This is a genomic window from Pseudescherichia sp., from assembly GCF_031998825.1.
Classification (GTDB): Bacteria; Pseudomonadota; Gammaproteobacteria; order Enterobacterales; family Enterobacteriaceae; genus Pseudescherichia.
Genome location: NZ_DAMACX010000029.1, coordinates 1 through 13,432 on the forward strand (window position 1 = coordinate 1; position 13,432 = coordinate 13,432).

9 protein-coding genes are annotated in these 13,432 nt (G+C 59.5%); 4 read left to right on the plus strand and 5 right to left on the minus strand.

All coding sequences use genetic code 11. The features are described from left to right. The 3 genes from RTP97_RS13855 to yegD form a co-directional block, all read right to left on the minus strand. Positions 1 to 895 (minus strand): efflux RND transporter permease subunit (locus tag RTP97_RS13855; RefSeq protein ID WP_312414592.1); only part of this gene is annotated, 895 nt, incomplete at its 3' end. Then, on the minus strand, positions 895 to 2,139 hold the full coding sequence (locus tag RTP97_RS13860; protein ID WP_312414594.1) for an MdtA/MuxA family multidrug efflux RND transporter periplasmic adaptor subunit: 1,245 nt from the start codon (positions 2,137 to 2,139) through the stop codon (positions 895 to 897). The genes RTP97_RS13855 and RTP97_RS13860, both read right to left, overlap by 1 nt. Before the next feature lie 200 nt (positions 2,140 to 2,339). Further along, on the minus strand, positions 2,340 to 3,689 hold the full coding sequence (gene yegD / locus RTP97_RS13865; RefSeq protein ID WP_312414596.1) for a molecular chaperone: 1,350 nt from the start codon (positions 3,687 to 3,689) through the stop codon (positions 2,340 to 2,342). Between the two features lie 113 nt (positions 3,690 to 3,802). Here yegD and alkA point away from each other — a divergent pair, with 113 nt between their 5' ends. Then, positions 3,803 to 4,672: a DNA-3-methyladenine glycosylase 2 gene (alkA, locus tag RTP97_RS13870; protein ID WP_312414598.1), complete on the plus strand. Its 870-nt coding sequence runs from the start codon at positions 3,803 to 3,805 to the stop codon at positions 4,670 to 4,672. Here the strand turns inward: alkA and RTP97_RS13875 are convergent. After that, on the minus strand, positions 4,654 to 7,983 hold the full coding sequence (locus tag RTP97_RS13875; protein WP_312414600.1) for a diguanylate cyclase: 3,330 nt from the start codon (positions 7,981 to 7,983) through the stop codon (positions 4,654 to 4,656). The two genes, alkA and RTP97_RS13875, sit on opposite strands and share 19 nt — an antisense overlap. A gap of 344 nt (positions 7,984 to 8,327) precedes the next feature. On the opposite strand from RTP97_RS13875, the gene udk reads away from it, so the two are divergent. The 3 genes from udk (at position 8,328) to asmA (ending at position 11,560) form a co-directional block, all read left to right on the plus strand. Then, on the plus strand, positions 8,328 to 8,969 hold the full coding sequence (udk, locus tag RTP97_RS13880) for a uridine kinase (protein WP_312414602.1): 642 nt from the start codon (positions 8,328 to 8,330) through the stop codon (positions 8,967 to 8,969). 117 nt (positions 8,970 to 9,086) lie between these two features. After that, positions 9,087 to 9,668: a dCTP deaminase gene (gene dcd / locus RTP97_RS13885; protein WP_042389830.1), complete on the plus strand. Its 582-nt coding sequence runs from the start codon at positions 9,087 to 9,089 to the stop codon at positions 9,666 to 9,668. 41 nt (positions 9,669 to 9,709) lie between these two features. Next, entirely contained in the window at positions 9,710 to 11,560 is a 1,851-nt protein-coding gene (gene asmA, locus RTP97_RS13890; RefSeq protein ID WP_312414604.1) for an outer membrane assembly protein AsmA, read from the plus strand. 80 nt (positions 11,561 to 11,640) lie between these two features. Here the strand turns inward: asmA and RTP97_RS13895 are convergent, their stop codons facing one another. Next, a complete protein-coding gene (locus RTP97_RS13895; RefSeq protein WP_312414606.1) occupies positions 11,641 to 13,221 on the minus strand; it encodes a TerC family protein in 1,581 nt (526 codons plus the stop codon). Between the last annotated feature and the right edge of the window lie 211 nt (positions 13,222 to 13,432).

The following is a 13,432-nucleotide window of genomic DNA, read 5'->3' on the forward strand; positions in this document are numbered from 1 at the left end:
CCGGCTGGCGCTGGACGTTCATCACAATCGCCTGCTGCTTGTTGGCCCACGCCCCCAGCCAGCTATTCTCCGCGCCCTGTTCGATGGTTGCCACGTCGCCGAGGCGGATCGGCGCCCCGTTCTGGTAGGCGATTATTAGGCGGCGGTAATCTTCGGCGGACTGCATCTGATCGTTCGCGGAAAGGGTCACCGCCCGCGTTGGGCCGTCGAGACTACCCTTCGCCGAATTAACGTTGTTGTTGTTGATCGCGGTGCGCACGGTTTCGCTGGTCAGCCCGAGCGCGGCAATAGCCTGGGCATTAAGTTTCACCCGCACGGCCGGACGCTGGCCGCCGGAAAGCGTGACCAGCCCGACGCCGGAGACCTGGGAGATCTTCTGTGCCACCCGGGTCTCGACCATGTCCTCGACCTGGGTCATCGGCATCGCAGTCGACGTGACCGCCAGCGACATGATCGGCGGATCCGCCGGGTTGACCTTGCTGTAGACCGGCGGATTGGGCAGATCGGAGGGGAGCAGGTTGGTGGCGGCGTTGATTGCGGCCTGCACCTCCTGCTCGGCAACGTCCAGCCCCAGCGTTAGCTGAAACTGGAGCGTCACCACCGACGCACCGCCGGAGCTTTGGGAGGACATTTGCTTGAGGCCAGACATCTGGCCAAACTGGCGCTCAAGGGGCGCGGTGACCGCAGAGGTCATTACGTCCGGGCTGGCGCCAGGGTAGAGGGTCACCACCTGAATAGTGGGGTAGTCCACCTCGGGCAGGGCGGAGACCGGCAGAAAACGGTAGCCGATGATCCCGGCCAGCAGGATCGCCACCATCATCAGGGTGGTGGCGACCGGACGCAGAATAAACAGGCGGGACGGGCCGCCGGTAGCGCTGGGAGGTAACACCTGCATCAGGAACCGGCTCCCTGTGCGGCGCGTGTGCCGTGGGTTTTCGCCTGCGCGGCAGGAGCGGCGTCGGCGCTCTGGGCCGTTACCACTTCAACCTGCGCACCTTCGGTTAGGCGGTCGATGCCGTCAGTGACTACACGGTCACCTGCCGACAGCCCGGCGCTGATCGCCACCTGCTGGCTGTCCTGAATGCCTGGGGTCACGGTGTGCTTGCTCACTTTGTTCTGCTCGTTCAGTACCCAGACGAAGTGGCCGTCGTTGCCCATCTGCAGCGCAGCGGTCGGGATCAGCACTGCATTCTGCTCGGTAGAGACCAGCATCCTGGCGTTAACGAACTGGTTAGGGAAGAGGGCATCATCCTGGTTGGTAAAGCGGGCCTTTAGCTTGATGGTGCCGGTGGTGGTGTCGATCTGGTTGTCGAGGCTCAGCAACGTGCCGTCGCTCAGCTTCTGCTTGTTGGTGCGGTCCCAGGCCTCAACGCTGAGGGTCTGCCCGGCCTTCTGCGCCTGCACCACCGTGGCGATATCGCTCTCCGGCAGGGTAAAGACCAGATCGATAGGGTGGGTCTGGGTGATCACCACGATACCAGTGGTGTCGCCGCTGGAGATCTGGTTGCCGATGTCGACCTGCTTCAGGCCCACGCGGCCATCAATTGGGGCGGTGATGCGGCTCCAGTCCAGCTGCAGCTGGGCGCTGGCAACCGAGGCTTCATCCGCTTTGATGGTGCCCTGGGATTCGCTCACCAGCGCCTGCTGGGCATCCAGCTCCTGACGGGAGACGAGGTTAGTTTTAACCAGCTGCTGATAGCGAGCCAGATCGCGCTGGGCGTTAGCCAGGGTGGCTCTGTCCTTCGCCAGCTGGCCCTGGGCCTGGGCGAGGGCCACTTTAAACTGGCTGGGGTCGATCTCCGCCAGCAGATCGCCAGCTTTCACCTGCTGGCCCTCCTGGAAATGCAGGGCCATCAGCTGGCCGTCGACGCGGCTGCGCACGGTGACGGTATTAGCAGCGGTGATGGTGCCGAGGCCCGACAGGTAGCGGGGAACTTCGCCTTCAACGGCAGTGGCCGCCTGTACCGGGGCCAGCGGCATACCGCGACGGCCACCTGTAGCGCCACGTCCAGCCTGCGGGGCGTGTGCGCCTGCGGCGGTCTGGGTAGCGGTGTGGCTATGCCAGTACCAGAGTGCGGCAATAGCAACAATCACCACGCCAATTACCATCGCCCAGCGGGCATTAACACGACCTTTCATTGTTATCCGTATCTCTTCCTGAAACATTTCACAGAATGATACTAGTTTAGTAATGCAACGCCGCAGAAAAATGGAGGAAATATGAAAGACCGTATGGAATCGTCTGAATGGGACGGGCATTGTATATAATGCGGGCATGGAAATGCCGGGTGGCGGCTACGCCTTACCCGGCCTACAGGTTTGGAGCGGACTTTACGTTTTTAAAACACTACCTGCGCCCAGCGGGCGAGGCCTGCGGTGACCGAGCCAAAATCGTCGCCGCCGGCAATCGGAATGCCGGGTAGGGCATCGGCCAGCGCCTTTTTGATCAGCGGCGAGCGGGCGCTGCCGCCGGTCAGGTAGATAATATCCGGCGTCTCGTTGCTGCTCGCCAGCGCCAGCTGCACCTGTTCAAGAATGCGCGTCAGCGGCTGGTTGAGGGCACTCTCCAGCCCCTCCTGCGTGATCGCCGTCGCCAGCTCGTCGCTAATAAACGGCAGCCGGGCCTCGGTTTGCGCGTTGTCGGAGAGGGCAATCTTGCTCTCTTCCGCACTGCGCACCAGGCGGTAGCTGAGGCGCTGACGCCACACCTTCACCAGCCGCGCCACCTTATCCCCTTCACGGGCGTCGCGCACCAGGTCGTTAAGCAGGCGGCCGTTGGCGCTGCTGTAGAAGTCGCTCTGGGCCGGAACGTCGTTGATCGCTACCGCGTTCCACCACGGCAGGATCGGCAGGGCGATACCCTTTTCGGTCTGGCCGCCCATGCCTAGCAGCGGCATCAGGTGCTTAAAGGCCAGCGCAATATCGAGATCGTTACCGCCAACGCGGCAGCCGCTGTGGCCCAGCAGGCTGGTATCGCGATCCTGGCGCTGGTGCCACTGCGGGCCCATCAGCAGCAGCGAGCAGTCGGTGGTCCCGCCGCCGATATCCACCACCAGCACGCGCTTCTCCGCCTGCAATGTGGCTTCAAAATCTAGCCCGGCAGCGACCGGCTCGTACTGGAACACCACCTCATTAAAGCCTGCACGCTTTGCGGCACGCTCGAGGATCCCCTGCGCCTGGGCGTTAGCGTCATCGCCGCCCAGCCCCTGGAAGTTGATCGGGCGGCCAATCACCGCCCGATCGATGGCCTCCGGCAACTGGCTCTCCGCCTGCTGGCGAATATGCAGCATCATGGCGCAGACCAGATCCTCAAACAGGGCGATCTGCTGCGGCTTCAGGCCGCTGGCCCCGAGGAAGGATTTCGGCGATTTAACGAAGTAGACCTCTTCCGGATCCTGAACGTACTGCTGCAACGACTGAAGACCAAACTGGACGCTGCCCGGCAGCACCTCGATATCCTCTTCACGGTTGAAGCTCACCGCCCGGCGCAGCAGCGCCTGGGTTTCGCCGCCGGTGGCGGGAACGTCATGGTGGCGGTAGAGCCACTCGCTGACCGCTTCCCGCGTCGGCGCGCAGAGCATTGACGGCAGTAACGTGCTGCCGTTTTCCATTTTTAATAGCTGCGGGATGCCGTCGCGCATCACCGCAACGGAGCAGTTTGCCGTGCCGTAGTCAAAACCAATAAACATGAAAGTTCCCCATGCCGGTGAAGAAGGGGGGCGACTTTAGCCGAAAGGATTATGAAAGCAAAGCAAAAAAGTGGTGGGGCGCTTAAGCTGAAAAGAGAGTGAGAGGAGTAACCATGTATACACTGAGCTGGAAGCCGCCCTACGACTGGGCGTGGATGTTAGGTTTTTTACAGGCGCGTGCGGTGACCGGCGTGGAGGTGGTCAGCGAAGGCCGCTACGTGCGCAGTTTTGCGCTGGGGGAGCACCGGGGGATCGTTACTGCCGAGCCGGACGAGACTAACCATACCCTGAGAGTCACCCTCAGCGACGGGCTGATGCCGGTGGCTGAAACCTGTCTGGCCAGGCTGGGACGTCTGTTCGATCTCGCCTGCGATCCGCAGGAGATTGTTCAGGCCCTCGGCCCGCTGGGCGAGCAACGACCGGGCCTGCGGCTACCTGGCTCGATGGATACCTTTGAGCAGGGCGTGCGGGCGATCCTTGGGCAGCTGGTGAGCGTGGCGATGGCGGCAAAGCTGACCGGCAAGGTGGTGGAACACCTGGGTGAGCCGCTGGCAGACGCGCCGGGCTTTATCTGCTTCCCGACGGCAGAAACTATGGCCCAGGCCGATCCCGCGGCGTTAAAAACGCTGGGGATGCCGCTTAAGCGCGCCGAGGCGCTGATTAATCTGGCCCGCGCCACCCTTGACGGTGAGTTTCCGTTGCAGGCCCCGACGGATATCGAACAGGGCGTAAAGCTATTGCAGGGCTTTCCTGGCATAGGACGCTGGACGGCAAACTATCTGGCGATGCGCGGCTGGCAGGCGAAGGATGTCTTTTTAGCCGATGACTATGCCATCAAGCAGCGTTTCGCGGGCATGACCCCGGCGCAGATCCGCCGCTATGCCCAACGCTGGCAGCCCTGGCGCTCCTATGCGCTGCTGCACATCTGGTACACCCCGGACTGGCAGCCGTCAGATGAGAGCCGTCAGTTAATGGCAAAGTAGCTGGTGTTGAGCATCAGATCCAGCGGCTGGGCCTGGGAGATGGTATCCCCGTAGATATAGTCAATCCCAATGCCGGAGAGGGTATCCATCATCATCGGCTGGTTGGTTGGCCCGGCGATGCTCTTCATTCCCAGACGCTGGGCATGGCCCTGCACGATAGTGACCATCATCTCGTCCATCAGGTTACCGTGCACGTTGGTCACCAGCTCCGGCTCCAGCAGAACGTAGTCCGCCATCTGCGGCATAAGATGGTTGAAGATCTCCAGATCGCGCCCGATATGGCTGATAATCAGTCGGCAGCCCGCCTGGCGAAGTTTGGCGAGGCCGTCACCGATGCTGCTCTCTTCGCGCATCAGGGCATCAGCATGGATCACAAAGTGCAGCAGACGACCTGGCATCCCGCTCTGCTCCAGCCTCTCGACGATCTCGTTGATCACCGTCCGGCTGGCCAGCCCGGCGCTGGAGAGCGGCAGGGCGACGCTGACCCCTTTACGTACTACTCCGGCGGCGCTGTTGGTGAAGAATTCGTGGACCACCCGGCGGTCGAGAGCACGGATCAGCTCCGGCTCGGCGAGGCCCGAGCGGAAGGCGCGCTCCTCCATGGCTTCCCCTTCGCTGGTCCACAGACGCAGCGAGAGCAGCCAGAAGTTGCAGGACTCCGGTACGCGCGGAGAGGCGACGCCGCGTGCCACCAGCAGCAGATGGTTATCGCGGATCATCCGCGTCTGCTCCTCAAGGGAGATCAGACTGCGGTTGTGGTGCATATGATCCTGCTGCGGCTCGTACACTGTGACCACGCCACGGCCGTTGTTTTTCGACGCGTAGCAGGCGATATCGGCCTGAGACATCACCTCGGAGGCCTGACAGTTGCTCTCATCAATCAGCGTGATCCCAGCGCTCGCGCCAATGCGATGCAGGCGACCCTCCCACATAAAGCGGTAATCATTGATTGCGTGAATAATTCGCCCGGAGATGTAGCGGGCGCTCTCGATATTGCACTCCGGCAGCAGCAGGCCGAACTCATCTCCGCCGAGGCGGGCAAGAATATCGGTAGAGCGCAGCATGCTGAGCATCAGGGAGGAGAGCTCTCGCAGCAGGGCATCGCCCGCCGCATGGCCTGCGGTATCGTTAACCGCCTTAAAGCGGTCGAGATCGATATAGACCAGCGCGTGGCGCTGATGCGTCTCCTGCACCGTCTGCAAGAGCCGCTTAAGATGGTTCTCGAAGCTAACGCGGTTCGCCAGGTGGGTCAGCGCATCGTGAGAGGCGCTATAGCTCAGCTGGCGCAGCATCTTCCGGGACTCGGTCACGTCCTGGATCACCAGCACGAAGCCGATGTTCTGCCCATCAAGGGTGCTGAGGGGCGTCACGCTGTAGTGAATATCGTAGGTTCCGCCGTTGCGGCAGTGCAGCACCACATCCTGTTCGATGGCTGAGCGCGACATATCACCGCTGTGAATATTTTCCAGCGCGGGCCCGTTATCGCCAAAGGTAATGCGCAGCACGTTCAACAAGGCCTGGCCGATGGCGTGCTCCTGCTGCCAGCCGCTCATTTTTTCCGCCACCGGGTTCATAAAGGTGACGTTCATATCCACGTCGGTACAGAGCACCGCTTCGCCGATGGAGTCCAGGGTAATGTGCAGGCGCTCTTTCTCCTGGAACAGCGCCTCGTTCAGCTGCTTCACCTCGGTCATGTCCATATTGACGCCGAGCAGCCGTTCAACTTCGCCATTTTTATTCAGCACCCGGTTCGCCAGGGCGCGGATATGGCGAACGCCCTCTTTAACCTGGATGCGAAACTCCAGCTTAAAGGCCACTCTTGCCACCAGCGAGTCGCGGACAATGCGCTCGGTCTCGGCTCTGTCCTCCGGAACCACGCACTCATACCAGAGCTTCCAGGTGGGCTTCACGTGCGGCGGTAGCTCGTACAGCTCAAACATGCGCTTGTCCCAGCTGATAATGTCCGGCTCCAGATCCCACTCCCAGATGCCGATCCCCCCGGCCTCGTTGGCCAGCGTAATGCGCTCCATCAGCCGCTTGTTGACCCACTCAGTGTGCTTCAGATCGTTGATATCTTCGACCTGCGAGATGAAGTAGAGCGGCGTGCCGTCCGGGTGGCGCACCAGCGACACCGCCAGCAGCGCCCAGACGATATCCCCCGTGCGGGTGTAGTAGCGCTTCTCCATGGAGTAGCTGTCGATCTCACCGCGCACCAGCGACTCAAGCTGCTCCAGATCGCTGTTGAGATCTTCCGGCCAGGTGAGCTGCTGGAAGGTCAGCAGGCGCAGCTCATCCTGGGAGTAGCCGAGAAAGCTGCACAGCGCTTTATTGACCTGTAACCACTGGCCGTCCGTGCCCACCAACGCCATGCCGATGGCGGAATACTCCATGGCATTACGGAAACGGGCTTCGCTTTCGGTAATGTGCTTGCGCTCGGCACGGAAAGAGTACATCACCATGGTCATGACGTTGGCTGGCAGCAGGATCATCAGGAACGGCAGCCAGGGCGCATTAAGCATGGCGGTGCTGTTGAAATTGGTGAACTCAAGGGGGTTATGAACCATCATCAGCGACACCACCATGATGGTGACGAGGAAGATGAGAAAGGCCTCCAGGCGCGGCAGGCGAACGGCGGTCCACATCAGCAGAACGATAACGGCGGTAAAGGGCCACGGCAGATAGGTCATTGAGAGCCAGCTGAGAAAAAGCGTCACGACCAGCGTCACCAGGGTCTCGACCAGCAGCTGCGGCTTGCGGTGGCGCAGCAGGTAGTGCAGCTTGAACATCAGCCCAAGCGGGACCAGCGCCAGCGCGCCAATGGATTCCGAAAGCACCCAAATCATAAAGGTGCGCAGCAGGTTTTCGCTGCTGGGCACGAGGCAGACCAGCAGTCCACCGAGCAGGGGAGGGATCACGGCACTGCCGATGGTCAGGCGGATCCAGTCCCCCAGGTTCTGCAGCGGGTTATACCACGGCAGCATCTTACGCAGCAGCACCGCGCCCGTTAGCGCCTCAATAATATTGATTGCCGGATACCAGAAGTTTACTTCACTGGCGGGAAAGAGCAGAAACGACGCGGCCAGGCTACCCAGCGTACAGGCGATAGCGATGCCCGGCCACATGCGCCCGGCATGGCGGTAGAAAGCCACCATCATAATCGAGGTCGGGAACCACAGCGGCGCAAGAATGGTACCGAAACGGGTTAGCTCAAGGGAAAACAGGGTAAAGATAAAGGTCACCAGTCCTAAACTGAGCAGCCTCAGTAGGGGGTTTGGGGTAGTAACCAAAACGCGCTGGTATTGTTTATTCATTACCGCTTTATCCGCAGTCCCTGTGCCGCCAGGTTCATAACGCCCGGTCGGGTAAAATTGAAATTTGGATTATGCTAGTACAAACAATTTACAATTCCTATCGTGACCGCTCATAATTTGACATCATAGTGTTATTAATCACTTAGTCTGCCAAAAATGGTAGCTGAACGCTGTAAAATTAGACGTTTTAATTTGCGAAAAGGGTAATGTGCGGGATCAGAGCCGTTGTGGCAGACGTTTGCGCATTCGACTGGTATCACGCGAGCGAAATCCCTATAATTGCCGCGTTTGACGCTATGGCGTCTCCCTTCTTTACTTCCAGGTTAATCAGGTCGCAAAAATTTATGACTGATAAGTCCCATCAGTGCGTCATTATCGGCATCGCCGGCGCATCCGCTTCAGGTAAAAGTCTCATTGCCAGTACGCTTTACCGCGAGTTGCGCGAACAGGTTGGTGATGAACATATTGGCGTTATCCCAGAAGATAGCTACTACAAGGATCAAAGTCACCTGTTGATGGAAGAGCGTGTTAAAACGAACTACGACCATCCCAGCGCCATGGATCACAATCTGCTGTTTGAACATTTGCAGACCCTGAAAGGCGGCAACCCCATTGAGCTGCCGGTGTACAGCTACGTTGAGCACACCCGTACCCATGAGACCATCCACATTGAACCCAAGAAAGTGATCATTCTTGAGGGGATCCTGCTGCTGACCGACGCGCGCCTGCGCGAGGCGATGAACTTTTCGATCTTTGTCGACACGCCGCTGGATATCTGCCTGATGCGCCGTATCAAGCGTGACGTCAACGAACGCGGCCGCTCTATGGACTCGGTGATGGCACAATATCAGAAGACGGTGCGTCCAATGTTCCTGCAGTTTATTGAGCCATCAAAACAGTACGCCGATATTATCGTGCCGCGCGGGGGTAAAAACCGCATTGCTATCGATATCCTGAAGGCCAAGATCAGCCAGTTTTTTGAATAACCGGGTTTTTTGAACCGTCTGGTTTTGAATAAACGGCGCAAATTGTGTACCGTTCAGAGATAACTGTCTGCCCTGGGCGAACTTAACCGGGCAGGCAGCACCTAAGGAGAAAGTGCTATGCGTTTGTGTGACCGCGATATTGAAGCCTGGCTGGACGATGGTCGCCTGTCGATTACCCCGCGCCCCCCGGTAGAGCGCATCAACGGTGCGACGGTGGACGTTCGTCTGGGCAACAAGTTTCGCACCTTCCGTGGCCACACCGCTGCCTTTATCGATCTGAGTGGTCCCAAAGATGAAGTGAGCGCCGCGTTGGATCGCGTGATGAGCGATGAGATCGTGCTCGCAGAAGGCGACGCCTTCTTCCTGCACCCGGGCGAGCTGGCGCTGGCGGTGACCTTTGAGTCCGTGACCCTGCCGGCGGATCTGGTGGGCTGGCTGGACGGCCGCTCCTCGCTGGCGCGGCTGGGCCTGATGGTGCACGTAACCGCTCACCGTATCGATCCAGGCTGGTCTGGCTGCATCGTGCTGGAGTTTTATAACTCCGGTAAGCTGCCGCTGGCGCTGCGTCCGGGAATGCTGATTGGCGCGCTCAGCTTTGAGCCGCTCTCCGGCCCGGCCGCACGCCCCTATAACCGTCGCCAGGATGCAAAATACCGTGACCAGCAGGGCGCGGTGGCCAGCCGAATTGATAAAGACTGAGCGCCTGTTGCGCCTTGTAATAGCTGCTCGTTGAGGATGCCATGAGAAGAGTGTTAACCACGCTGATGATTGTACTGGTCGTGCTGGTCGCCGGCCTCTCTGCGTTGGTGCTGCTGGTGAACCCGAACGACTTTCGGGATTACATGGTGCGACACGTTGAGTCGCGCAGTGGCTATCAGCTGAAGCTTGACGAGCCGCTGCGCTGGCACGTCTGGCCCCGGCTGAGCATTCTCTCGGGGCGCATGTCGCTGACCGCCCCCGGTGCGACACAGCCGCTGGTGACGGCAGACAATATGCGTCTGGACGTAGAGCTGCTGCCGCTGCTCTCCCATCAGCTGCACGTTAAGCAGGTGATGCTGAAGGGCGCGGTGGTCCAGCTTACGCCGCAAACCGAGGCGTCGGAGCCGGAAGGTGCGCCGGTTGCGCCGCAGGAGAACACGCTGCCGCAGGTAGAGACCGATCGCGGCTGGTCCTGGGCGGTCTCCCATCTGCAAATCGCCGACAGCGTGCTGGTTTTCCAGCACAAAGACGATGAGCAGGTGACGGTACGTAATATCCATCTCAAGATGGATCAGGATGAAAACTACCATGCCAGCGTGGACTTCTCGGGGCGGATCAACCGCAATCAGCGCGACCTGACCCTGGCGCTAAAGGCGAACGTTAACGCCGCCGACTACCCCTATAATCTTACCGCCGCCGTGGAGCAGCTTAACTGGCAGCTTCAGGGGGGGGATGTGCCTGTCCAGGGTATCACCGGGCAGGGCGGCTTCCAGGCCCAGTGGCGCGAAGCACAAAAGCAGCTTACCTTTAGCCAGCTGAACATGACCGCCAACGATAGCGCGGTGACCGGCAGCGGCAGCGTGACGTTGGGAGATAAGCCCGAGTGGGCGCTGGATCTGGCCTTTGATAATCTCAACCTGGAGAATCTGCTGGGTGCGGTAATCAACCCGGCGACCAACGCCACCGCTGCGCAGCAGGTGCAGAGCCTGATGACGCTGCCTCGCCCGGTTATCGCCCGTGACGTTGAAGGCGATGACTACAGCAGCCTGCTTGGCTTTACGGCAAACCTGTCGCTGACCGCAAAAAAGGCCCGCTGGCGGGGGATGGACTTTACCGACGTCAGTAGCCATATCACCAATAAAGCGGGCCTGTTGAGCCTCTCAACCCTGACAGGAAAGCTGGGGGAGGGTACGCTCTCGCTGCCGGGCAGCCTGGATGTCCGGGGCAAAACGCCTAAAAGTACCTTCCAGCCGCAGCTTGATAACGTCGAGATTGGCACGGTGCTGAAAGCCTTTGACTATCCGCTGGCGCTGACCGGCAAGCTGTCGCTGGCGGGAGATTTCAACGGCGACAGGGTGGACGCCGAGGCATTCCGCCGCAGCTGGCAGGGCAGCGCCCACGTTGAGATGGCTAACACGCGCATGGAGGGTCTGAACTTCCAGCAGCTTATCCAGCAGGCGGTAGCCCGCAGCAGCGATGTCCAGGCCCAGCAGAATTATGATAGCGCCACCCGGCTCGATAGCTTCAGCACCGATTTAACCCTCGATCGCGGCCAGATGGCCCTCGACGATATGCAGGGGCAGTCCGCGCTGCTGAATCTCTCTGGGCAGGGCACGCTCGATCTGGTGAAACAGCTCTGCGATGCCCGGTTTAACGTTCAGGTTACCGAGGGTTGGAGGGGTGACGGGAAGCTTATTGAATTCCTGAAAAACACGCCGATCCCGCTGCGCGTTTACGGCAAATGGCAGGAGCTTAATTATAATCTGCAGGTGGATCAGGTTCTGCGTAAGCATCTGCAGGATGAGGCGAAACGCCGTCTCAACGACTGGGCGGATCGCAATAAAGATAGCCAGGGTAGTAAAGATATTAAAAAGCTGATTGATAAGCTTTAGTATCAGGCGGGTAATGGTTTGTGGTTCGTAGGCCCGGTAAGCGTAGCGCCACCGGGCATTAACCACTCCCGTGCCCGGCGTTACACCTCGTACTCCGCGCCCTCTGTCTCCAGCGGCACAATCTGCACCTTCTGTACGCGGTGGCTCTCGACCTGGAGCGTCTTCAGCAGGTAGTCGCCCACCTGCACCTCCTCTCCCACTTTGGGAATGCGCTGCAGATACTCCATCAGCAGTCCGGCGATAGTGTGATACTCCCGCTTGTCGTCCAGCGGCAGGGGCACATACTGCACCAGATCCTCCAGCGGCATGTGGCCGTTTGCTGTCCAGCTGCCGTCGGCGTTTTTCTGAATGTCGTGGCGGGCGTCAATCTCCTCTACCTCGTTCGGCAGGTTACCTGCGATGGTCTCCATCACGTCGCTGAGGGTCACGATCCCTTCGATAGAGCCAAACTCATCCACCACAAAGGCAAAGTGCGTTCGCGCATTGCGGAACTGCTCCAGCGCCTGCAACAGCGGCAGCCCCTCGGGAAAGACCAGCGGCTGGCGGATCAGCACGTTGATGTTGAGCGGCTCGCCGCGCAGCGACTGCTGGAGCAGGTCGAGAATGTGTACCACCCCCAGCAGATCCTCATGCTGATCGCCGCCGGTCACCACCATACGGGTGTGCTGGTTTTTATCCAGCAGGGCGCGGATCTCCTCTTCCGGGGCGCTGAGATCGATGTACTCAATGTCATGGCGGGAGGTCATGATGCTGCTAACGGTGCGCTGGTTAAGGTTCAGCACCCGCTCAATCATCAGCCGCTCCTGAGTATTGAAGATCTGGTGATTATCATGGTCCGCCAGCAGGGAGGAGGTCTCCACGTCCAGCTCGGCATCCTCTTTCCTGTTGCTCAGCAGGCGCATTACCGCGTCGGTGGTACGCTGGCGCAGCGTCTGGTTAGCAGAGAGAAAACGACGGCGGTTGAAGATAGCCAGCTGGTTAAGCGCCTCAATTATCACCGAGAAGCCAATCGCCGCGTACAGATAGCCTTTCGGAATGTGGAATCCAAAGCCGTCGGCGATCAGGCTGAAGCCGATCATTAGCAGGAAACTGAGGCAGAGAATAACGATGGTCGGATGGCTGTTAACAAAGCGCGTCAGCGCCTTGCTGGCCAGCAGCATCAGCGCGATGGCAATCACCACCGCCGCCATCATCACCGCCAGATGATCGACCATTCCCACGGCGGTGATCACCGAGTCCAGCGAGAAGATTGCGTCCAGCACCACAATCTGCGCCACTACCGGCCAGAATCTGGCCCCGCGCTGCTGGGTGGGGTTATCGCTGTCTTTACCCTCCAGCCGCTCGTTGAGTTCAACGGTGGCCTTAAAGAGCAGGAAGAGACCGCCAAACAGCATGATCAGATCCCGGGCGCTGAAGCTAAAGCCGCGCACCGAGAAGAGAGGCGTAGTGAGGGTCACCAGCCAGGAGATAGAGGCCAGCAGCAGCAGGCGCATGAGCATCGCCAGCACCAGCCCGGTGACCCGCGCCCGGTCGCGTTGGGCAGGTGGCAGCTTCTCGGCAAGGATGGCGATAAAGACCAGGTTATCAATACCTAACACCAGCTCAAGCACCACCAGCGTCAGCAGCCCGGCCCAGATTGATGGATCGGCAATCCATTCCATAATACGTTTCGTACCCTCCAGAAAAATAATTACCCGTCTCGGCGGGAATGTAAATTAGGATATATCGCAGATGTAAAAGTGTCTATTTTTTTTGTCAATATGAAGTAATTCCTAAAACGCTGAAAATAGCGACTTAATCTTATTCTTAAAAACTGGCATCAGGTAAAGCGGAACCTTGCCTGTAATTCCTTTAGCTGCAACAATTCTTCCA